General features: G+C 71.6%; 20 protein-coding genes. 10 read left to right on the plus strand and 10 right to left on the minus strand.

The features are described 5' to 3' along the window. Nucleotides 1–48: 48 nt before the first annotated feature. The 3 genes from AB5J53_RS20375 to AB5J53_RS20385 all read right to left on the minus strand — a co-directional run bounded on the left by AB5J53_RS20375 (nucleotide 49) and on the right by AB5J53_RS20385 (nucleotide 2,085). Complete coding sequence (locus tag AB5J53_RS20375; RefSeq protein WP_369247085.1) at nucleotides 49–753, minus strand: LPXTG cell wall anchor domain-containing protein; 705 nt, start codon at nucleotides 751–753, stop codon at nucleotides 49–51. A 173-nt stretch (nucleotides 754–926) separates the two neighbouring features. Then, a complete protein-coding gene (locus AB5J53_RS20380; RefSeq protein WP_369247086.1) occupies nucleotides 927–1,472 on the minus strand; it encodes an ATP-binding protein in 546 nt (181 codons plus the stop codon). A gap of 244 nt (nucleotides 1,473–1,716) precedes the next feature. Continuing rightward, the gene (locus AB5J53_RS20385; RefSeq protein ID WP_369247087.1) at nucleotides 1,717–2,085 is read right to left on the minus strand and encodes an STAS domain-containing protein; all 369 of its coding nucleotides are present in this window, start codon (nucleotides 2,083–2,085) and stop codon (nucleotides 1,717–1,719) included. A gap of 250 nt (nucleotides 2,086–2,335) precedes the next feature. Between AB5J53_RS20385 and AB5J53_RS20390 the strand changes: the two genes are divergently transcribed. Together AB5J53_RS20390 and AB5J53_RS20395 are read left to right on the plus strand one after the other, a co-directional pair. Then, a complete protein-coding gene (locus AB5J53_RS20390; RefSeq protein WP_369247088.1) occupies nucleotides 2,336–3,247 on the plus strand; it encodes an RNA polymerase sigma factor SigF in 912 nt (303 codons plus the stop codon). Nucleotides 3,248–3,529: 282 nt separating this feature from the next. After that, nucleotides 3,530–5,035: a ricin-type beta-trefoil lectin domain protein gene (locus AB5J53_RS20395; RefSeq protein WP_369252354.1), complete on the plus strand. Its 1,506-nt coding sequence runs from the start codon at nucleotides 3,530–3,532 to the stop codon at nucleotides 5,033–5,035. 15 nt (nucleotides 5,036–5,050) lie between these two features. Here AB5J53_RS20395 and hutI read toward each other — a convergent pair whose 3' ends face one another. From hutI to hutU, 4 genes are all read right to left on the minus strand, one after another. After that, nucleotides 5,051–6,226, minus strand: a complete 1,176-nt coding sequence (gene hutI / locus AB5J53_RS20400; RefSeq protein WP_369247089.1) for an imidazolonepropionase — start codon at nucleotides 6,224–6,226, stop codon at nucleotides 5,051–5,053. Nucleotides 6,227–6,261: 35 nt separating this feature from the next. Then, nucleotides 6,262–7,623: a formimidoylglutamate deiminase gene (locus AB5J53_RS20405; protein ID WP_369247090.1), complete on the minus strand. Its 1,362-nt coding sequence runs from the start codon at nucleotides 7,621–7,623 to the stop codon at nucleotides 6,262–6,264. Further along, nucleotides 7,620–8,834: an allantoate amidohydrolase gene (locus tag AB5J53_RS20410; RefSeq protein WP_369247091.1), complete on the minus strand. Its 1,215-nt coding sequence runs from the start codon at nucleotides 8,832–8,834 to the stop codon at nucleotides 7,620–7,622. Before AB5J53_RS20410 ends, AB5J53_RS20405 begins: the two co-directional genes overlap by 4 nt. 146 nt (nucleotides 8,835–8,980) lie before the next feature. Then, nucleotides 8,981–10,645, minus strand: a complete 1,665-nt coding sequence (hutU, locus tag AB5J53_RS20415) for a urocanate hydratase (protein ID WP_369247092.1) — start codon at nucleotides 10,643–10,645, stop codon at nucleotides 8,981–8,983. Nucleotides 10,646–10,817: 172 nt separating this feature from the next. Between hutU and AB5J53_RS20420 the strand changes: the two genes are divergently transcribed. From AB5J53_RS20420 to AB5J53_RS20440, 5 genes are all read left to right on the plus strand, one after another. Continuing rightward, a complete protein-coding gene (locus AB5J53_RS20420; protein ID WP_369247093.1) occupies nucleotides 10,818–12,284 on the plus strand; it encodes a diaminopimelate decarboxylase in 1,467 nt (488 codons plus the stop codon). A 361-nt stretch (nucleotides 12,285–12,645) separates the two neighbouring features. Further along, nucleotides 12,646–13,044 (plus strand): hypothetical protein, encoded by a 399-nt coding sequence (locus AB5J53_RS20425; protein WP_369247094.1) that lies wholly within the window; start codon nucleotides 12,646–12,648, stop codon nucleotides 13,042–13,044. Next, nucleotides 13,041–13,853 carry a transcriptional regulator gene (locus AB5J53_RS20430; protein ID WP_369247095.1) on the plus strand — a complete coding sequence of 271 codons (813 nt, stop codon included), beginning with the start codon at nucleotides 13,041–13,043 and terminating at the stop codon, nucleotides 13,851–13,853. Before AB5J53_RS20425 ends, AB5J53_RS20430 begins: the two co-directional genes overlap by 4 nt. A 64-nt stretch (nucleotides 13,854–13,917) precedes the next feature. Further along, complete coding sequence (locus tag AB5J53_RS20435) at nucleotides 13,918–14,436, plus strand: roadblock/LC7 domain-containing protein (protein WP_369247096.1); 519 nt, start codon at nucleotides 13,918–13,920, stop codon at nucleotides 14,434–14,436. 16 nt (nucleotides 14,437–14,452) lie between these two features. After that, nucleotides 14,453–14,827 (plus strand): hypothetical protein, encoded by a 375-nt coding sequence (locus tag AB5J53_RS20440; protein ID WP_369247097.1) that lies wholly within the window; start codon nucleotides 14,453–14,455, stop codon nucleotides 14,825–14,827. Between the two features lie 19 nt (nucleotides 14,828–14,846). On the opposite strand, the gene AB5J53_RS20445 is transcribed toward AB5J53_RS20440, so the two are convergent. From AB5J53_RS20445 to AB5J53_RS20455, 3 genes are all read right to left on the minus strand, one after another. Beyond that, complete coding sequence (locus AB5J53_RS20445; protein WP_369247098.1) at nucleotides 14,847–15,416, minus strand: hypothetical protein; 570 nt, start codon at nucleotides 15,414–15,416, stop codon at nucleotides 14,847–14,849. Nucleotides 15,417–15,512: 96 nt separating this feature from the next. Further along, entirely contained in the window at nucleotides 15,513–16,373 is an 861-nt protein-coding gene (locus tag AB5J53_RS20450) for a MurR/RpiR family transcriptional regulator (protein ID WP_369247099.1), read from the minus strand. Next, nucleotides 16,370–17,935, minus strand: coding sequence for an aromatic amino acid ammonia-lyase (locus tag AB5J53_RS20455; protein WP_369247100.1), 1,566 nt, complete (start codon nucleotides 17,933–17,935; stop codon nucleotides 16,370–16,372). Before AB5J53_RS20455 ends, AB5J53_RS20450 begins: the two co-directional genes overlap by 4 nt. A 142-nt stretch (nucleotides 17,936–18,077) precedes the next feature. Between AB5J53_RS20455 and AB5J53_RS20460 the strand changes: the two genes are divergently transcribed. Genes AB5J53_RS20460 through AB5J53_RS20470 form a run of 3 tightly spaced genes read left to right on the plus strand, consistent with a single transcriptional unit; the run spans nucleotide 18,078 to nucleotide 20,430 of the window. After that, the gene (locus tag AB5J53_RS20460) at nucleotides 18,078–19,121 is read left to right on the plus strand and encodes an ABC transporter ATP-binding protein (protein ID WP_369247101.1); all 1,044 of its coding nucleotides are present in this window, start codon (nucleotides 18,078–18,080) and stop codon (nucleotides 19,119–19,121) included. Beyond that, nucleotides 19,118–19,759 carry an ABC transporter permease gene (locus tag AB5J53_RS20465; protein WP_369247102.1) on the plus strand — a complete coding sequence of 214 codons (642 nt, stop codon included), beginning with the start codon at nucleotides 19,118–19,120 and terminating at the stop codon, nucleotides 19,757–19,759. The genes AB5J53_RS20460 and AB5J53_RS20465 overlap by 4 nt, the downstream gene beginning before the upstream one ends. Continuing rightward, nucleotides 19,759–20,430: an ABC transporter permease gene (locus AB5J53_RS20470; protein ID WP_369252356.1), complete on the plus strand. Its 672-nt coding sequence runs from the start codon at nucleotides 19,759–19,761 to the stop codon at nucleotides 20,428–20,430. Before AB5J53_RS20465 ends, AB5J53_RS20470 begins: the two co-directional genes overlap by 1 nt. Nucleotides 20,431–20,434 lie beyond the last annotated feature (4 nt).

Consider the following 20,434-nt stretch of genomic DNA (forward strand, 5'->3'; position numbering starts at 1 on the left):
CGCCTCATTGAGGGGCGGTGGTCGACAGGCGGGTGGGCGCAGCAGACTTCAGCGGCGTACCGCCTGATGCCTCCGCGTCAGCCACAGCACGCCCGCCGCACCCGCCAGCAGCACCGTGCCGCCGAGCGTGCCGAGGGCGATCGCCGAGTCCTCGGGGCCGGTCTGCGGAAGCTCGCCGCCGGAGTCGGAGCCGGTCTGGGTCTGGCCGGAACTCGACGATCCCGAACCGCCGCTCGCGGCCGTGACATCGAGGGTCAGCGAGGGCTTCGGGTTGTTCGAGGGCGTGCACGTGGTCGTCGTGCCGAGCGCCTTGATGGTGAGCACGCCTGCGGTGAAGGTGACCTTGCCGGTCTTCTTCGGCGTGTACGTACCGCTCAAGTCGCTGATTTTGATGGGGGTGTTGGCGGGGATCGCGGCGGCGTTGGCCGGGCCGCTCACGGGCACCGAACCGCTGTCCGCGCCGCCCAGCTTGATCACGGCGCTCGGCTTCATCGCGCCCTTGCCCAGCTCCACCGGACTGGACGAGACGCCCTTCTGCCAGGACATGGTGAGCTTGTAGCCGCTGCCACTCTTGACGCTCTTGATGTCGATCGGTGAGACGGCGCTCTTGTCCCCGATCGGCGTCTTGCACTGGTAGTTGACGTCCACCACGTCGGCCTGGGCGGCGGGGGCGGCCATCAGCACCGCCGAGCCGGCCAGGGCCGCGGCGAACGCGAGCGCGGCGGTTCGTTTCTGGTACGTCCGGTACGACACCTCGAAGTCCCCTCGTCGCCGAAATTTACTGACGGCACATCAGATTGGGCGCTCAAAGTACGCCCGGGGTCTTGTGGAGGGAAGACAAAGTGCGCGCCGGATCTGAGGAGATCCGGCGCGCATACGGCGACGTACGAAGAGGGGTTCGAACCCTGGGTAACCCCAGATGACGGTTAGGCGGGCGCCCCGAGCTCCGCCCACACGGTCTTGCCCGCGACCCCCGGAGTCCGCACGACCCCCCAGTCGAGACACAGCCGCTGCACGATGAACATCCCGTGGCCGCCGGGGCGTCCCGCGCGGTGCGGGGTGCGCGGGGCGGGCTGGCCGGTGCCCCGGTCGGAGACCTCGACGCGCAGCACCTTGCTGTCGCAGGCGATCCAGAGCTCGTCCGGGCCCTCGGCGTGCAGACAGGCATTGGTGACGAGCTCGGAGACGACCAGCAGGACATCCTCGGCGGCGGCCCGCCGGTCGGCGCTCGCTGCGGGCAGCCAGCCCCACGCGTACAGCGCCTGACGGGCGAAGTCGCGGGCGAGCGGCACGACGCCGCTCTCGCCGTCGAAGCTCAGCCTGCGGGCCTGACGACCGGCGGAGGGGACGGTCACGCCGCCCCGGGACGCGCCGTCTCCGGGCGTCACGCCGTCTCCGGACGCCCCGGAAGCGCCGCCGTCGCCCGACTCCGGGCCGCGGTCGCCCGGCGAGTAAGGCCGGGTGGTGCTCATCAGCGCTTCACCTCACCGATTCACCGGTTCACGATTCAAGACTCAGTACTCAGTACGTAGGGATCAACGGCGCGTTCGCCGCTTGGGCTGTCGACATATGCGGTGCCGACGTGTTCAGGATGTCTCCTGCCCGACCGAACCGTCCGAACACCCACTTATTCGGCACAGAAGATGTGACGCAAGTAACCTGGCGATCACACAGGGGCAACTGAGTCATGACTTCGACGTCGTCGGGCCGGGCGGGTCAGTCGGCCAAGGCCGCGTCGAGCGTCTCGTGGACGGTGAAGACGGCCTCCGCCCCGGTGATCTCGAAGACCCGGGCCACCACCGGCTGCATCCCGGCCAGATGGACCCCGCCCCCCGCGGCCTCGGCCTTCAGCCGGGCGCCGAGCAGCACATTGAGCCCGGTGGAATCACAGAATTCGAGGCGTGAGCAGTCGACGACCAGGCGGGCGTACCCCTTTTCGAGGCAGCTCTCGAGTGGCGCACGCAACAAATCGGCCGTGTAGTGATCCAACTCACCCGCGGGGGTCACGACGGCGCTTGAGCCCTCTTCCCGCACCTCGACAAGAAGCCGGCCCGACTGTGCGCTGCCGACCGTCCCGCGGTCCATGCCGTCTCTCTCCCGAGCGTCGCGACTGCTGATGTACGCACTCGCACACTACGCCTTCCTCACACTCCCTGACACCCGAACAACCCCCTGAAAGCGGACATTTCGCAACGAAACGCACTTGCGGCGACCTCGCGAAAGCGGGTAGGGCTAGTAGAGACAGCTATTCGACACGGCCGGCTTTGGAGGCGCCGCACACCGCAGTGCACGAATTGGCATCGGCGGCCATATGCCGAGAACGATGGAGGACATCATGTCACCCCGGCTCGACGCATCGCAGACCCAGACGGCGACGTCGACACCCTCTCTGGAACGCCCGGAGCACCTCGACGACGCCGATGGAACCAGCGGATTCGACGGACTCGCCGGACTTCCGGAGATCCCCCCGTACGACGAGGTGGGACCGGTGGACGCGCGGGCCCTGTCCAAGACACTCTTCGAGCGGCTGGAGTCCCTCGAAGAAGGCACGCACGAGTACTCGTACGTCCGCAACACGCTCGTCGAACTCAACCTCGCGCTGGTCAAGTTCGCCGCCTCCCGCTTCCGCTCCCGCAGCGAGCCGATGGAGGACATCATCCAGGTCGGCACGATCGGCCTGATCAAGGCGATCGACCGCTTCGAGCTGAGCCGCGGCGTCGAGTTCCCCACCTTCGCGATGCCGACCATCGTCGGCGAGATCAAGCGCTTCTTCCGCGACACCTCGTGGTCGGTACGCGTACCGCGCAGGCTGCAGGAGCTCCGTCTCGACCTGGCCAAGGCGGGCGACGAACTCGCCCAGCAACTCGATCGCGCTCCGACGGTGGGAGAGCTGGCGGAGCGCCTCGGCCTCAGCAACGACGAGGTCGTCGAGGGCATGGCCGCCTCGAACGCCTACACGGCCAGTTCGCTCGACGCCCAGCCCGAGGAGGACGACTCCGAGGGCGCGCTCGCGGACCGCATCGGCTACGAGGACCACGGACTCGAAGGCATCGAGTACGTGGAGTCCCTGAAGCCGCTGATAGCCGAACTCCCGCCGCGTGACCGCCAGATCCTCTCGCTGCGCTTCGTCGCCAATATGACCCAGTCCGAGATCGGCGACGAACTCGGCATCTCCCAGATGCATGTCTCCCGGCTGCTGTCGCGCACGTTGGTGCGGCTGCGGAAGGGGCTGACGATCGAGGACTGACGCCTCGCAGTCGTCCTGTGCGCCCGGTGCCCCAAGTAAGAGGGCGCCGGGCGCAGTTACAGCTTGGCATCGGGCTGGGTTACCCACGGGAACCCCTTTCCCCAAAGGTTCACCTCCATCACTATGGGCACCCCCCATACCCGCCGGTAGGTCAGGGCTACGGCGGGCTGAGCACCGGGGATGCGAGGAGGCACGGGAATGGCTGGGGCCGGCCGGACCGACGCTGAGGACGACGGGGACGGGTACGAGGGCGGGTACGAAGCCGGCGCCGAGGGCGGCGGCATGTTCGCCACCGTCTCGGACGCGCGGCTCACCGAACTGCTGCGCGCCGAGACCGCGACCGCGTATCCGGCGCTGCGCGAACTGCGCCTGCGCCACCGGCCCGCGGTCCTCTCCTACGCCCGTCTGTGCACGGTGGGCGAGTCCGCCGCCCGGCAGCTCACGGCCCAGGCGTTCGCCCTCGCGGCCCGCGACACGGCACGCGGTATCGAACCCCGGGGGCCCTGGCGCCATCAGCTGCTGCTCCTGGCGGGGCGGGTGGCCGCGTCCTGGGCCGTGGACGAGCGCGGGAGCCGCCTCGACCCCGGTCTGCTCGTCCACCTCCGCGAGGCGGGCCCGGACGGACCCGTGCCGCCGATGCTCGACGCGTTCCAGGCGCTGCCGACCCGCGTCCAGGGACTCGTCTGGTACGGCGTCGTCGACGAGGAGCCCGACGCCAGGACCGCGACGCTCCTCGGGGCCACGCCCCCGGACGTGACGTACGGCAAGGAGCCCGCGTTCCAGACGCTGCGCCAGGCCTGCCTCAAGACCCGCCTCGCCCGCTCCGGCAACCCCCGCTGCCAGGATTTCCGCCGGCTGATCGAGGAAGCCGCACACCCCGAGAACCCGCGCTACAGCGCCGACTTGCAGGCCCACATGGCGCACTGCGCGCACTGCGCCGCCGGATACGAGGAGCTGGGCGCCCTGCGGGACACCCCGCGCGAGGCGCTGGCGGACGGGCTGCTGCCGTGGGGCGGGGCGGCGTACGTGATGGGTGGAGCGGGCGGGACACCAACTCGCTCGAAGACACAGGCTGGTTGGGCCTGGCTGCCCTCCCGGCGCCTCGTCCTCGCCTCGGCCGCGCTCGGCGTCGCGGTGGCGCCGCTGCTGCTGTTCCTGCTGACGTCGGGCGGATCGGAGCATACGGAGACGGCCGGTTCGGTACGGACTCCTCAGGCACCGCCTCCGGTGACGGTGACCGCGACGGTTTCGCTGACTCCGTCCCCGTCACCGTCCCCCACGCACACCACCAAGTCGCCGAAGCCCACGCCCACTCCGAAGCCTTCGAAGTCGCCTTCCAAGACGCCCAAGCCCTCTCCCACGCACGCCGCCTCCCATCCCCCGAACGGCACCTTCGCCCAGGTGGTGAACGACGACTCGGGCCTGTGCCTGGACATCCGCGACGGCGACATCGACCAGGGCACGGACGTCGTCGCGGCCCGTTGCACCTCGTCCCGCACCCAGATGTGGCGCGTCGACACCGACCGCGGCGTCCTTCAGTCGTACGCCGACCCCGACTTCTGCCTCGACAGCCGCGGCTCCACGGACAGGGGTGTCGGCATCTGGGACTGCCAATCGGTCTACGGCCGCAACGGGATGAACCTCCGCTTCACGGTGGACGGCAACGGCGTGATCCGCCCGGGCATCGCCCCGGACCACGCCGTCACGCCGTACGGCGACGGTCTTGTGCTGTCCCCGGATCAGGGGCAGGACGACCAGCGGTGGCGGGCCGGTGCCGCCGCCGCGTGACCGGGGCCACGGCCTCTATGCGACGGGAGCCCCGCGCCGCCAGACCTCCGACACGAGCGGTACGCCCGGCCGGTACGCCAGGTGCACATGGCTCGGGGCGTCGAGGAAGGCCAGGTCGGCGTAGGTGCCGGGCGTCAGACGGCCGATGTCGTCACGGCGCAGAGCCGCCGCGCCGCCCGCCGTGGCGGACCAGAGGGCCTCGTCGGGCGTCATCCTCATGTCCCGCACCGCCAGCGCGATGCAGAACGGGACCGACGAGGTGAAGGACGAACCCGGGTTGCAGTCCGTGGAGAGGGCGACGGTGACACCCGCGTCGAGCAGGCGACGGGCGTCCGGCCACTCGGCGCGGGTGGAGAACTCGGCGCCGGGGAGCAGCGTCGCGACGGTGTTGCCGCCGGCCAGCGCGTCCACGTCCGCGTCCGTCAGGTGGGTGCAGTGGTCGGCGCTGGCCGCGTCCAGTTCGACGGCGAGCTGGACGCCGGGGCCGTACGAGAGCTGGTTGGCGTGGACGCGCGGGTGCAGGCCCTTGGCCTTGCCCGCCGTGAGGATCGCGCGGGCCTGGTCGCCGTCGAAGGCGCCCTTCTCGCAGAAGACGTCGACCCAACGGGCGTACGGGGCACAGGCGTCGAGCATCTCGCCGGTCACCAGGGCCACATACGCGGCGGGGTCGTCGGCGTAGTCCGGCGGGACGATGTGCGCGCCGAGGAAGGTGACCTCGTCCGTGTGCGCGGCCGCGATGCGCAGGGCCCGTGCCTCGTCCTCGACGGTGAGGCCGTAGCCCGACTTCGTCTCGAAGGTGGTGGTGCCCTGGCGCAGGGCCTCGCGGAGGTAGTGCGTGAGGTTGCGCTCCAGGTCCTCGTCGCCGGCGGCGCGGGTCGCGGCGACCGTGGTGCGGATGCCGCCCGCGGTGTAGCCGCGGCCCGACATGCGGGCGTTGAACTCCTGGGTGCGGTCGCCCGCGAAGACCAGGTGCGAGTGGGAGTCGACGAAGCCCGGGATCACCGCGCGGCCACCGGCGTCGACGCGATTGTCAGTGGCGGGTGCTTTGCTTGATTCACCGGTCCACGCGATGCGGTCGCCGTCGATGACGACGGCCGCGTCCTGGATCAGACCGAGGGGGGACTCGTCACCGAGGGAGGGGTCGTTGGTGACCAGACTGGCGATGTTGGTGATGACGGTCGTGCTGCTCATGGTGTCCTCGTGGGTGGCGGGACTGGGGGTTGACTTCAGGCGCGCAGGGCGTCGATGGCGTCCGCGAGGGCTGTCGGCACATCCGGTACGAGGGTGTGCGCGCCGTCTCGTACGACGTGCCGGCCGCCCACGACCGTGTGGCGTACGTCGGCCGCCGTCGCGGCGAATACGGCCGTCTCGGCACCGAGGCGCGGCAGCGGTCCCGCTGTCCTGACCGAGTCGAGGGCGATCGTCGTGAAGTCGGCGAGCGCGCCAGCCTCCAGGACGCCCGCGCCGTCCCAGCCCAGGGCCGCGTGGCCGTCCGCGGAGGCGGCGCGCAGGAGGGCGGCCGCCGTCCAGTGGCCGCGGGTGCGGGTGCGCAAGCGCTCGTTCAGCTCCATCGCGCGGGCCTCTTCGAGGAGGTCGATGACGGCGTGGCTGTCGGAGCCCAGGGAGAGGGGCGAGCCCGCTCGCTGGAGGGCGACGGCGGGTCCGATGCCGTCGGCGAGATCGCGCTCGGTGGTGGGGCACATGCAGGTGCCCGTCCTGGAGCCGCCGATCAGGGCGATGTCCTCGTCCGTGAGGTGCGTGTTGTGGACGCCGGTGGTGCGCGGGCCGAGGACACCGTGGTCGGCGAGCAGCCGGGTGGGCGTGCGGCCGTGCGTGTCCCGGCAGGCGTCGTTCTCCGCCGTCTGCTCGGACAGGTGCACATGCAGCGGGGCCCGCCGCTCCTCGGCCCATCGCGCGACTGTCGCCAGTTGCCCGGCGGGCACGGCCCGTACGGAGTGAATGGCCGCACCGATCCGTGCGTGATCCCGGTCCTTGAGAACTGAACAGCGTTCCGCCCAGGCATCGGCCGTGCCGTCGGAGAAGCGCAGCTGGTGCTGGTTGGGCGGCTGTCCGAAGCCGGAGGACAGATAGGCGGTGTCGAGGAGGGTGATGCGGATCCCGGCTTCGGCGGCGGCGGCGATGAGCGCCTCGCCCATCGCGTTCGGGTCGGCGTACGGGGTGCCGCCCGGGGCATGGTGGACGTAATGGAACTCGCCGACGGCCGTGACGCCCGCGAGCGCCATCTCCGCGTACACCGCGCGGGCGAGCTCGTGGTACGTGTCCGGGGTCAGCCGGTCCGCGAAGGAGTACATGATCTCGCGCCACGTCCAGAAGGTGCCGGAGCCGACCTGGACGGTGCCGCGCAGGGCACGGTGGAAGGCATGGCTGTGGGCGTTGGCGAGCCCGGGGAGGGTGAGTCCGCGGAGGATCTCGGCGCCGGGGGGCGGGGTGTCGACGCCCGTACGGACGGCGGTGATCAGGCCGCCTTGCCCCTCGGCGGAGCCGCTTGTCGACACAGTCAGGGCCACGCCCGGCTCGACATGGGTGTCGAGCCAGGCGTGCTCCAGCCAGTACGTCTCCGTCGTCACCTGCAGGCCAGCCCTTCGAGTACGTCGGCGAGTGCGGTCACCCCGGCCACGCAGTCGTCCTCGGCGGCGTACTCGGCCGGGGAGTGCGAGACACCCGTGGGGTTGCGTACGAACAGCATGGCGGTCGGGATGGTGCCGGAGAGGATTCCGGCGTCGTGTCCCGCACCGGTGCCCAGGACGGGGACCGTGAGTCCCGCGGCCCCTTCCACGTCCTTGCCCAGGATGCGGGCGAGCTCGTCGCGCAGCGCGTGCTCGAACTCCACGACGGGGGTGAACGACTCACGGACGACGTCGAGTTCGACGCCGTGCGCCTCCGCGTACTCGCGGGCCGCCTTCTCCACGCCGGTGACCACCGTGTCGAGGGTCGCCTGGTCGGCGGCGCGGGAGTCGAGCCAGCCCCGTACGAGGGAGGGGATGGCGTTCACGCCGTTCGGCTCGACGGCGATCTTGCCGAAGGTGGCGACGGCACCGGCGAGTTGTGCCTCGCGGCGGGCGGCGAGCACGGTCTCGGCGTACGACAGCATCGGGTCTCGGCGGTCCACGAGCCGGGTGGTACCGGCGTGGTTGGCCTCCCCACGGAAGTCGAACCGCCAGCGCCCATGCGGCCAGATGGCGCTCGCGATACCGACACGATCACCGCTCAGGTCGAGCGCACGCCCCTGCTCGACGTGCAGCTCGACGAAGGCGCCGATGCGGGCGAGCCGCTCGGGGTCCGGCCCGATGGTTCCGGGGTCGTACCCGGCCCGCTCCATGGCCTGGGGCAGCGAAATCCCGTCCGCGTCCGTCAGCCGGTGCGCCTGCTCGACGGTGAGCTGCCCCGCCGCGAGCCGCGACCCGACGCACGCCAGCCCGAAGCGGGCGCCCTCCTCGTCACCGAAGTTCACGATGGCGAGGGGCCGGGTGAACTTCACATGGCGGGCGCGCAGTTCGTCCAGCGCGGCGAAGGACGACACGACCCCGAGGGGCCCGTCGAACGCCCCGCCGTCCGGCACGGAGTCCAGATGAGACCCGGTGACTACGGCGTCCCCCTCGGCGGGGTCCCCCAGCCAGGCCCACTGATTCCCGTTCCGGTCCAGCTCGTAGGTCAGCCCCCGCCCCTCGGCCTGCGCCCGAAACCACGCCCGGCACTCGGCATCGGCCCCGGTCCAGGCGAAGCGCCGGTACCCACCGGAGTCGGGGTGCCGCCCGATGGGCTTCAGCTCGCGCCACATGTCGTGAAAGGAGGCACCGGGCCGGGGCCCGGCGGCCGCCGCTGACGGCTGTGGGCCGCCGTCAGCCGCACCCGCGGACGGCGACGAGGCACCAGCCCCCACCGGGGAGCTGCCGCCTCGCGCCGCAGGCGCGGAATCGTGCTGGGTCACGCGTCGCCACCCTCACGCATCGGCACGCGCACGCCGCGCTCATCGGCGACCGACTCGGCGATGTCGTATCCGGCGTCGACGTGGCGGATGACACCCATGCCGGGGTCGTTCGTCAGCACACGCCGGATCTTCTCGCCGGCGAGCTTGGTCCCGTCGGCGACGGAGACCTGCCCCGCGTGGATGGACCGGCCCATGCCGACGCCACCACCGTGGTGGATGGAGACCCAGGACGCGCCCGACGCCACGTTCACCATGGCGTTCAGCAGCGGCCAGTCGGCGATCGCGTCGGACCCGTCGAGCATGGCCTCCGTCTCGCGGTACGGCGAGGCGACGGACCCGCAGTCGAGGTGGTCGCGACCGATGGCGAGGGGGGCCGCCAGCTCGCCGGAAGCCACCATGTCGTTGAAGCGCTCACCGGCCTTGTCGCGCTCGCCGTAGCCGAGCCAGCAGATACGGGCGGGCAGGCCCTGGAAGTGGACGCGCTCACCCGCCATCTTGATCCAGCGGTGCAGGGACTCGTTCTCAGGGAAGAGGTCGAGCATCGCCTTGTCGGTCTTGGCGATGTCGGAGGCCTCACCGGACAGCGCCGCCCAGCGGAAGGGGCCCTTGCCCTCGCAGAAGAGTGGGCGGATGTAGGCGGGGACGAAGCCGGGGAAGGCGAACGCCCGCTCGTACCCGGCGAGCTGGGCCTCACCGCGGATCGAGTTGCCGTAGTCGAAGACCTCGGCACCGGCGTCCATGAAGCCGACCATGGCCTCGACGTGCGTGGCCATGGACTCGCGGGCACGGGTGGTGAAGCCCGCCGGGTCCTTGGCGGCCGCGTCGGCCATGTCGTCGAAGTCGACGCCGATGGGGAGGTAGGCCAGCGGGTCGTGGGCCGAGGTCTGGTCGGTCACGATGTCGATGGGGGCGCCCTCGGCCAGCATCTGCGGGAGCAGCTCGGCCGCGTTGCCGAGCAGGCCGATGGAGAGCGGCTTGCGGGCGTCGCGCGCCTCGACCGCCAGCTCCAGCGCGTGCCGCAGGTTGTCTGCCTTGACGTCGAGGTAGCGGTGCTCGATGCGGCGCTCGATGGCGCGCGGGTCGACGTCGATACAGATCGCGACGCCGTCGTTCATCGTCACGGCGAGCGGCTGGGCGCCGCCCATGCCACCGAGACCGGCGGTCAGGGTGATCGTGCCCGCGAGGGTGCCGTTGAACTTCTTCGCGGCGACGGCGGCGAAGGTCTCGTACGTGCCCTGGAGGATGCCCTGGGTACCGATGTAGATCCAGGAACCGGCGGTCATCTGGCCGTACATGGTCAGACCCAGCTGCTCAAGGCGCCGGAACTCCTCCCAGTTCGCCCAGTCGCCGACCAGGTTGGAGTTGGCGATGAGGACGCGCGGAGCCCACTCGTGGGTCTGCATGACGCCGACGGGGCGGCCGGACTGGACGAGCATCGTCTCGTCCTGCTTCAGGGTCTGCAGCGTGCGGACCATGGCGTCGAAGGAGCGCCAGTCGCGGGCGGCCTTGCCGGTGCCGCCGTAGACGACGAGCTTGTCGGGGTGCTCGGCGACCTCCGGGTCGAGGTTGTTCTGCAGCATCCGCAGGGCGGCTTCCTGCTGCCATCCCAGGGCACTCAGTTCCGTACCGCGCGGCGCTCGTACGGGGCGGGGTCCTGACATGGTCTGCCTCCTATGCGGACTGTTCCGGCTCTGCGGACTGCTCCAGCGAACTGCTCCAGCGGACTGTTCAGCGACTGTTGCAGTAGATATTCACATCCTGACTTCTTGAATAGGACTAGTCAATAGGCGCATAGGCCAGCGCGGGCACGTCATGGATGTTTGGCTGGGATGTATGGGCGCAGACAGGGACAGGACGGGGGATCCGGTGGGCGACGGGGTGGACGGGACTGCGGCGTTTTCCGGCGGTGGGTTCGGCCATGGATCCGGCGGTGGAATCGGCGGTGGGTCCGGCGCCGGCGGCGAGCCGGACTCCCACCGCGTCGTCCGGCGCGACGACGCCGTCCGGGCCGCCGTGGAGCAGGGACTCCTCGGGCCCGGAACCCCCATCGTCGCGCTCCTCGACGTCCCCGGCATCCGGGCCTCGGCGGCAGCCCTGCGGGCCGCCTTCGACGCGGTGACCGCTCCCGGCACCCCCGTGCTGCACGCCTTCGCGGTGAAGGCGACCCCGCTCGTGCCCGTCCTGCGGCTGCTGCACGAGCAGGGCATCGGCGCGGAGGTGGCGAGCGCCGGCGAGCTGGCCCTCGCGCGGGCGGCCGGAGTAACTCCGGCGCGCACCGTGCTCGACTCACCCGCCAAGACGTCCGCCGAGCTGCGCGAGGCGCTGGCACTGGGCATCGCGGTCAACGCGGACAACCCGCAGGAGCTGGACCGCATCGACGGCCTGGTGCGGTCCGCGAGCACCCGCTCCCCCCTCGGAATCCGGGTGAACCCGCAGGTCGGCGGGGGTTCCATCGAGGCGCTGTCAACGGCCACGGCGACCTCCAAGTTCGGGGTCGCGCTGCGGGACGAAGGGGCCCGCGAGTGGATCGTCGGGGCGTACGCCGACCGCCCGTGGCTGACTCGGCTGCACGCGCACGCCGGGTCGCAGGGCATCCCGCTGTCACTGATGGCGCAGGGCGTGGCGGAGACGTACGCGCTGGCCGAGGAGATCAACCGGCGCATCGGGCGGCGGCAGATCGACACGATCGACATCGGCGGCGGGCTGCCGGTGAACTTCGGCTCCGACGCGACGACCCCGACGTACGCGCAGTACGCGCGGCTGCTCGCCGAGGTGGTGCCCGGGCTCTTCGACGGACGGTACGGACTGGTCACCGAGTTCGGACGGTCGCTGCTCGCCAAGCACGGGACCGTGCTCGCGCGGGTCGAGTACACGAAGTCCGCCGGGGGCCGGGCGGTCGCGGTCACGCATGCCGGGGTCCAGGTGGCGGCCCGTACGGTGTACGCGCCCGCGTCCTGGCCGCTGCGGATCGCCGCGTACGACGCGAAGGGCCGCCCCAAGGCGGGACCGGACGTCGTCCAGGACATCGCGGGCCCCGCCTGCTTCGCGGGCGACCTCCTCGCCGAGGGGCGCGCGCTGCCGCTGCTCGAACAGGGCGACTACGCGGCCGCGCTGGACACGGGTGCGTACTACTTCGCCCACCACTACGCGTACAACTCCCTTGCCCGGCCGGGCATCTACGGCTTCGCGCCGGACGGGGAAGGCGGGGTGCGCTTCGCGGTCGTACGGGAGCCGCAGACCCTCGACGAGATCGTCGCGGAGTCGGGCGGGGCGCAGCCGTCGGCACTGACTGGGCTTTAGTCCACCGCAGCCGTCGGTACCTACCGGGCTTTAGTCCACCGCAGCGGTCGGCACTCACGCGGCTTTAGACCACCGCGGCCAGGAAGGCGCTCGCGCCGTCCGGGCTTCAGCCACCGCGGCGAGAAAGGCGCCGCGTCGTCATCGGGCGCGACGCCACGCCACCGCGCGCCCTGGCACACCCGCGCGCGCCCCCTGAAAGGTCTCCAGGGCGGCCCCAACCGGCCGGAAAATATGGCCAGTTGACCCACCTTAGTCACCCCAGGCATGTTCCACAGGAAAATGCCAGAACCCTCACCCCTCGCGCACACGTTGCGTAACTTCGGCGTCACTCGGCCGAACCCTTGGCGGGAGGGGAGACACGGTGCCCGGAATCGACGAGTGCCTACTGGAAGCCATGACACTGCCCGGTGCCCGGGGTGCCGCGGTGGTCGACTGGACCAGCGGCCTGGCCCTGGGCACCGTCGGCGAGGCACCGGGCGGTGACCACGAGACGACCGCGGCGGAGGCGGCCGAGCTGGCCCGGCTCGCCGCGGAGCACCGGGCGTTCGCCCCGGCCGACGGCTCCGACTGGTCCGAACGGGAGACCCCGGTCGAGGACCTGATCATCAGCAACCGCGACAGCTACCACCTGCTGCGGTTCGTGAGCACCACCTTCGACAGCAGTGTGTTCCTGCACCTGTGGCTGGCCCGCTCGGAGGGCAATCTCGCGCTGGCCCGCATCCGGCTCGGCGAGATGGCCGGACGGCTGGTGCTGGTATGACGACGGTCAGGACACCTCCCCCGCCCCGGCTGCCCGTACGGGACAGAGCGACGGAGGCCGGTGGCGGTGTGTCGCCGATGCTCAGCCGGCTCGCCGCCGAGCGGGCCACCGGCGTCCTCCTGCGCGAGCGCGGCACGCTCTACCTCGCCGACGGCGACGTGGTGCACGCCGAGAGCCCGGCCACACCGGGGCTCGAGGTGCTGTTCGCCGCCCGCGGGGTGCTGGACGCCGAGGTGTGGCGGGAGGCCGTCGCCGCGGCCGGGGCACGCCACCGGGTCGGCCGCTTCCTGGTCGACAGCGGCCGGATCGCCAAGGGCGCGCTGGAGCTGTGCCACCTCGGCTCGCTGTACGACGCGGCGTACTTCGCGCTCGGGCCGAGCAGCACCCCGACCCGCTTCCGGTACGGCGCCGCGCACTGGCTCGGCCCCGTCCGCCCCGTGCCGGTGGTCGCACTGGAGCGCGAGACGGTGCGCCGCCGCGCGCTGCTGCACCGCATCTGGCCCGACCCGGCCACGGACACCGCGCCACTGGTGCGCTCCAAACTGGCCGCCGGGCCGTCGGTCCCGCTGCGCCAGGAAGCCGTACTCGGCCGGGTGGACGGCGTGCGCACCGCGGCGGACGTCTCGCTCGCGCTGGGGCGGCCCGCGTTCCACACCCTGGTCGACCTGCGCCGACTGGCCGCCGCCGGGCTCGTGACGGCGGCGGTCCCGCCGCAGCCGCCTCCCGTGCCCGGTGTGCTCACCCAGCCCTCCGCCGATCCCGACGTCGCGTTGCTGCGGCGGCTGCGAGACGCGCTGGAGGCCCTGTGAGCCCCGACCCGCGGGAGGCCTTGTGATCCGCGCGCTGCGACAGCGTGCCGAGAGGAGACTGCTGATGGCGGCGGAGCCCGAAGTCCTCGATGAACTCCACCGGTTGAGGGCCCGCGTGCCCCAGCTCACCGGGGCGCTCGCGGCCAGCGTCGACGGTCTCGTCCTCGCCCAGGACACCCCCGGCGTGGAGCCGGAGGGCCTGGCCGCGCTCACGGCGGCCGCGCTCGGGGTCGCCGTGCGGATGGCGGACGCCACCGGGCAGGGCGACTTCCGCGAGCTGCTGGTGCGCGGCGTCCACGGCTATGTGGCGACGTACGCGGCGGGCGCCTCCGCCGTGCTGACCCTGCTCGCCCAGGACCGGGTCAACGTCGGCCGGCTGCATCTGGAGGGGCGCCGCTCCGGCACCCGGATCGGAGAGCTCGTGGACGCCGCGACGGCGCGCGGCGAACCGGCCGCACCGGCCGCACCGGCCAAGGCGTCCGCCAAGACCGCCACCGGCACTTCACGGACCCGTACGGCGCGCGGCACAGCACCCGCGCGCACCACCCCTACCCCCAACACCCCGACCACATCGGAAAGCTGAAAGGAATCACAGCACCATGGCCAACACCGAAACCGCGCTGAAAGAGGCGCTGGCATCCATCGAGGGAGCGACCGGAGCCGCCCTCGTCGACTACACCAGCGGAATGGCGCTGGGCACGATCGGCGGCAGCAAGGGCTTCGACCTCACCGTCGCGGCGGCCGGCAACACCGACGTCGTACGGGCCAAGCTCCGCACCATGGAGCACCTCGGCCTGAAGGGCGAGATCGAGGACATCCTGATCACACTGACCGACCAGTACCACCTGATCCGGCTGATCAAGGGCCGCGGCGGCAACGGGCTCTTCCTGTATGTGGTGCTCGACGCCAAGCGGTCCAATCTTGCGATGGCCCGGCATCAGCTGAAGAAGATCGAGGCGGACCTGGAGGTGTAGCGAGTCCGCCTCGACACGGTCAGCGGCGCCGCGCTCCGCCGGGCGCGGCGTCGCCCGCCGCGACGCCGGTGGCCCGGCAGGCCTTGACCGGCTTGCCCGCGGGGGCGCCGGCGCCTCTGCCGAGCCAGTCGACGCGCACCCAGATCAGCGCCTGCTCGGCGCGTTCGCGACGCCCGAGCCAGCCGGCCTTCAGCCACAGGCCGACGCCCGCGCCGGCGAGCAGCATGCCGCCCGCGGCGGGCACCGCGAACGAGCTGCCCAGCGCGGCCACGAAGGCGACCAGGAGCCACCAGCGGTGGCCGCGGCGCCAGTTGCGTACCGTCACGGCGCGGTCCTGGAGCACATCGTGCTTACCGGCCCGGGCGGCGGAACGGACCAGGGCGGCGTACCGCTTCCGGCGCCAGTACGCCACCACGGCGCCCGCCACGATGAACAGTGCCGCCCCGGCCATGACCCCGATCCGACGCCCGGTCAGCCCCGGCACCAGCACCCCGACCCCGGCCGCGAACACCCCGCACCACCACAGCGGTGCGGCTCCCGCCCGCACCACGACGGCCACCCGAGCCAGCCCCTGCCCTCCGCGCGCCACGATCCGCCTCCCGTCTCAGCGCCTCTTTGGGCGCGCACGCTAGCGAGGAAAGGTGAGACGAATCTGAGAAGGCACGGGTGCTCCACCAAACCGTGACTACTCCACGAACAGGCCCCTGGCGGCAGCCCGCGTGTCGAACTCCTCCAGCCGGGCCTGCGCGTCCGGCAGGTCGTCGCACATCGCTTCCAGGAGGACGCGGCCCAGCAGCATCGGGGCGCAGGCCGTGTCGAAGGCGAGGCCGGTGCCGACGGCGGCGGGAAGCAGCAGGTCCGACACCTTCGCCACCGGCGCGAAGGCGGAGTCGGCGACCGTGACGACGGTCAGCCCGGCCTCCTTCGCGTAGCCGAGGGAGTCGACGACCTCGCGCGGATGCCGGGGCAGCGCGAAGCACAGCAGTGCCGTCGCCCCGGCCCTGACCGCCGCGTCGATGCGGTCGTGGAGCATCGTGCCGCCCTCGTGCAGCAGCCGTACGTCGGGGTGGACCTTGGCGGCGAAGTACGCGAAGCCGTACGCCTGGGAGGCGGCGGCCCGCAGGCCGAGGACGGGGAGCGGGCGGGAGGCGGCGAGCAGGCGGCCCGCCTTCGCGACCGGGCGCGGGTCGGCGAGCACCTCCGCGAGATGCTTCAGGTTCTCGATCTCGGCCTCGACGGCCTGCTGGTACTCGTTGTACGACCCCGAGTCCACCGTCTGCTCCGCCGGCGCGACCTCGCGCAGGTGCCTGCGCAGCGCGGGGTAGCCGTCGAAGCCGAGCGCGACCGCGAAGCGGGTCACCGACGGCTGGCTGACCCCGGCCAGCTCGGCCAGCTCGACGCTGGACAGGAACGGTACGTCGGCGGCGCTGCGCACCATGCTGTGCGCGATGCGCCGCTGGGTCGGCGTCAGCCGGTGCCCCTCGAAGAGCGCCTGCAGCCGTGTGGCAGGACTGTCCGTCACGTTCATATCCCTGTCCACGCTCATGACGTGTTCCCCCTCCAGATCTCCGTGAATCGGTCCAGCACTGCGGCCGCCGCCGTCACATCGTCCGTGAGCGGCCGGTCGGCCTGGTCCGGTTCGAGCACCGACTCGGCCAGCTCCAGCGCGTGGCCCACCGGCAGCTCCGGCTCGGGCCGCAGGTCGCGCTGGCGCAGCGCCCGTACGGCGGCGACCAGTTCACAGCCGACGACGAGACGGTACGCACCGCACGCCCGCAGTGTCTGACGTGCCGCGAGCGAGGCGAAGCTCGCCTGCTCCTCGACGCCCCGGGAGAGTACAGCGTGCCCGAGCGAGGCGGGCGCGGAGAAGGCCCGCAGGTCGCCCAGGGCGGCCCCGGCGGCGTACTCCAGGATCATCACGCCGGAGGACGCGGGCTCGTGGTCGGCGAGGAAGGGGCGCAGCCGGGTGTAGGCGGGCTCGTTCAGGGTGGAGAGCCGGGAGGTCGACAGGCGGGCGACCTGGGTGACGGCGAGCCTGAAGTGGTCGAGGGCGAGGGCGAGTTGGGCCTGGTAGAAGCCGCCGTGGTGGTACGCGGCCATGTCCTCGGGTGAGATGAGGGGGTTCTCGGCGGCGGCGTTGATCTCCACCGTGAGGACCGCCTCCAGCGCGTCCGCCGCGTCGTGCGCGGGTCCATGGATCTGCGGGACGCACCGGAAGCCGTACGGGTCCTGGATCCTGCCGAGCGGCGGCGTCGGCCGGTCGGCCGCACCGATCAACTCCCGCATCCGCCGGGCCACTTCGACCGACCCGTGGTGCGGGCGGGCGGCGTGCACGGGCGCAGCGTACGCCTCGTGCGACCCGTCGACGGCCAGCAGCGACAGCGCGGCCACGACCTGGGTGGCCCCGATCAGCCCGCGCAGCTCGTGCAGCGCGAGCGCGGCCTGTCCGAGCGTGAGCGCGTTGCTGCTGATGAGCGCGAGGGCGTCGTTGTTGTCCAGGGGCTGGGGAGCGGGGGCGAGATCCTGCGGGGAGCGCCCGCCCTCCAGGACGAGGTCCTCGATGGAGTGTCCGCCCTCCGGCCGCCGCCAGGGATGCTCGCCCACCAGCGCGAGCCCCAGCTGCGCGAGCGCCGCAATGTCGCCCGTACCCACGGACCCGAACTCGTTCACGACGGGATACGCGCCGCTCTCCAGCGCCTCGCACAGCGCCGTGACGACGGTGGGCCGCAGCCCCGCTCCGCCGGCCAGGAGCTGGTTGGCGCGGACGGCGAGCATGGCGCGGACCTGGCGGGCGGGGAGTTCCTCGCCGATGGCGCCGGCGTGGCTGCGCAGCAGGCGCAGGCCGTGCTCGGCGGCGGCCTCGGTCGGCACGTCCTCGTTCCGGTTGGCGCCGACGCCGGTGGAGCGGCCGTAGACGCGGCCGGTCGCGGCGATCTGCCGGGCCGCGTCCCAGGACTCCTCGACCCGCTTCATCGCCTCGGTGCCGGGCACCGGCCGCGCGGCCCCGTCGGCGAGGCGGACGATGTCGTCCACGCCGGTGCCGACACCGTCCAGCACCACGAGGCCCGCCGACACCGCACTCGGCGTATCCACATCCTGAGACGACATAACGCCCAGACTCCCCTCAATACGGACATTGGATCTTGCCTGGTGGTCATAAGTAACGAGCGATTAACGCGGGACCGTTGACAACCTATTCAGGTACAGAGAACTCTGCATGACGATATGCAGACCGGGCAAGGGACACCTCATGATCCAGTTCGACACGGTCCACAAGCGCTTCCCCAACGGCACCACCGCAGTCCACGACCTCTCCCTGGAGATGCCGGAGGGCGGTGTGACCGTCCTCGTCGGATCTTCCGGTTGCGGTAAGACGACCACCCTTCGGATGATCAACCGGATGGTCGATCCGACCTCCGGAACCATCCGCGTCGGCGGCAAGGACGTCCTGGAGCAGGACGCCGCCGAGCTGCGCCGGTCCATCGGTTACGTCATCCAGCAGTCGGGGCTCTTCCCGCACCGCACGGTGCTCGACAACATCGCCACCGTGCCGCTGCTCCTCGGCTGGGGCCGCAAGAAGGCGCGGGCCAGGGCGGCCGAGCTCCTGGAGACCGTCGGCCTCGCCGCCGACGCGGGCAAGCGGTACCCGCACCAGCTCTCCGGCGGGCAGCAGCAGCGCGTCGGCGTCGCCCGCGCGCTCGCAGCCGACCCGCCCGTCCTGCTCATGGACGAGCCCTTCGGCGCGGTCGACCCGGTCGTGCGCACCCAGCTCCAGGACGAACTGCTGCGGCTCCAGAAGGAGTTGAGCAAGACCATCGTCTTCGTCACGCACGACATCGACGAGGCGGTCCGGCTGGGCGACCAGATCGCGATCTTCCGCACGGGCGGCCATCTGGTGCAGTGCGCGACGCCCGCGGAGCTGCTGGCCCACCCGGCGGACGACTTCGTGGCGGACTTCCTCGGCGCCGAGCGCGGCCTCAAGCTGCTCTCGCTGAAGTCCCTCGCGGATCTGCCGCAGGGCCCGGCCCCGGAGGGCGGCGCCTGGACCCTCGTACTCGACGAGGCCCGCAAGCCGCTGCACTGGGCGTCGAAGTCCTCGACGAGCACAGAACTCCCGGTACGGCCGCTGAGGGACACCGACTCCCTGCTGGCGGCCCTCAACGAGTCGATCGCCTCGCCCACCGGCCTGATAGCCCGCGTCGACGCGGCCGGAGTGCTCACCGGAGTCTCGTCGCGGGACGACATCCACGAGCACGCGGGCCGCGCCCACACGGAAGCGAGCGTGCCCGCATGACCATCGACTGGTCGTGGATAGGCGACCACACGGACGACCTCACCACGCTCACCTTCTCCCACCTCCAGGCCGCCCTCGCGGCAGTCTTCTTCGGCCTGCTGATCTCCCTCCCGCTGGCCGTCGTCGCCCACCGGGTCCGCCCCCTGCGCGGCTTCCTGCTCGGCCTCTCGAACGTCCTGTTCACGATCCCGTCGATCGCGATCTTCGTCCTCCTGCTGCCGGTGTCCGGCCTGACCCGCACCACCACGGTCATCGGCCTGACGATCTACTCCCTGGTCGTCCTCCTGCGGAACACGGTCGAGGGCCTCGACTCGGTCCCGGCCAAGACGAAGGAAGCCGCGAAGGCGATGGGCACGCGCCCCCTGCGCACCCTCCTGACCGTCGAACTCCCCCTCGCCCTCCCGGTGATCATGGCGGGAGTCCGGATCGCGACGGTCATGTCGATCTCCCTGGTCTCCGTGGCGACCTACATCGGCGACGGCGGCCTCGGCCAGCTCTTCACCGACGGCTTCCAGCGCAACTTCCCGACCCCGGTCATCGCCGGCGTCGTACTGACCCTGCTCCTTGCCCTGGTCGCGGACGCGCTGCTGGTCGCGATCCAGTACGTACTCACCCCGTGGACGAGGCGGCGAGCCTGATGTACGAACTCTTCAAGAACCTCGGCAGCTGGCTGATCAGCGGCGACCAGTGGTCCGGCACGGACGGCATAGCGCACCGCATGGCCGAGCACCTGGAGTACTCCCTCTTCGCCACGCTCATAGCGGCCGCCATCGCGCTCCCGCTGGGCCTGCTGATCGGCCACACCGGCAAGGGCGCGTTCCTGGCCATCAACCTCTCGTCCTTCGGCCGCGCGCTCCCCACGGTCGGCCTGGTGGTCCTGGTCTTCCTGGTCAGCGGCCTGTCCCTGTGGTCGGTGTACGTGGCCCTCGTCGTCCTCGCCGTACCGGCCATCGTCACCAACACGTACGCGGGCATGAGCGCGGTGGACCCGGAGGTGAAGGACGCGGCGCGAGGCCAGGGCATGCGAGGCCATCAGGTCCTCTTCCAGGTGGAGATCCCGCTGGCCCTCCCCTTGATCATGACGGGCCTGCGCCTCTCCCTGATCCAGGTGGTGTCCACCGCCACGATCGCCGCGTACGTCAGCTTCGGCGGCCTCGGCCGGTACGTCTTCGACGGCCTGGCCCAGCGCGACCTCGTCCAGGTCCTCGGCGGCGCGGCCCTCGTCGCGATCGTCGCCGTCGTACTCGACCTGGCGCTGGCCGGACTCCAGCGCTATCTGTTCCGCCACCGCCGTACCGCAGCCCACTGAGGAG

Origin of the sequence: Streptomyces sp. R41, assembly GCF_041053055.1 — a bacterium.
Lineage (GTDB): Bacteria > Actinomycetota > Actinomycetes > Streptomycetales > Streptomycetaceae > Streptomyces.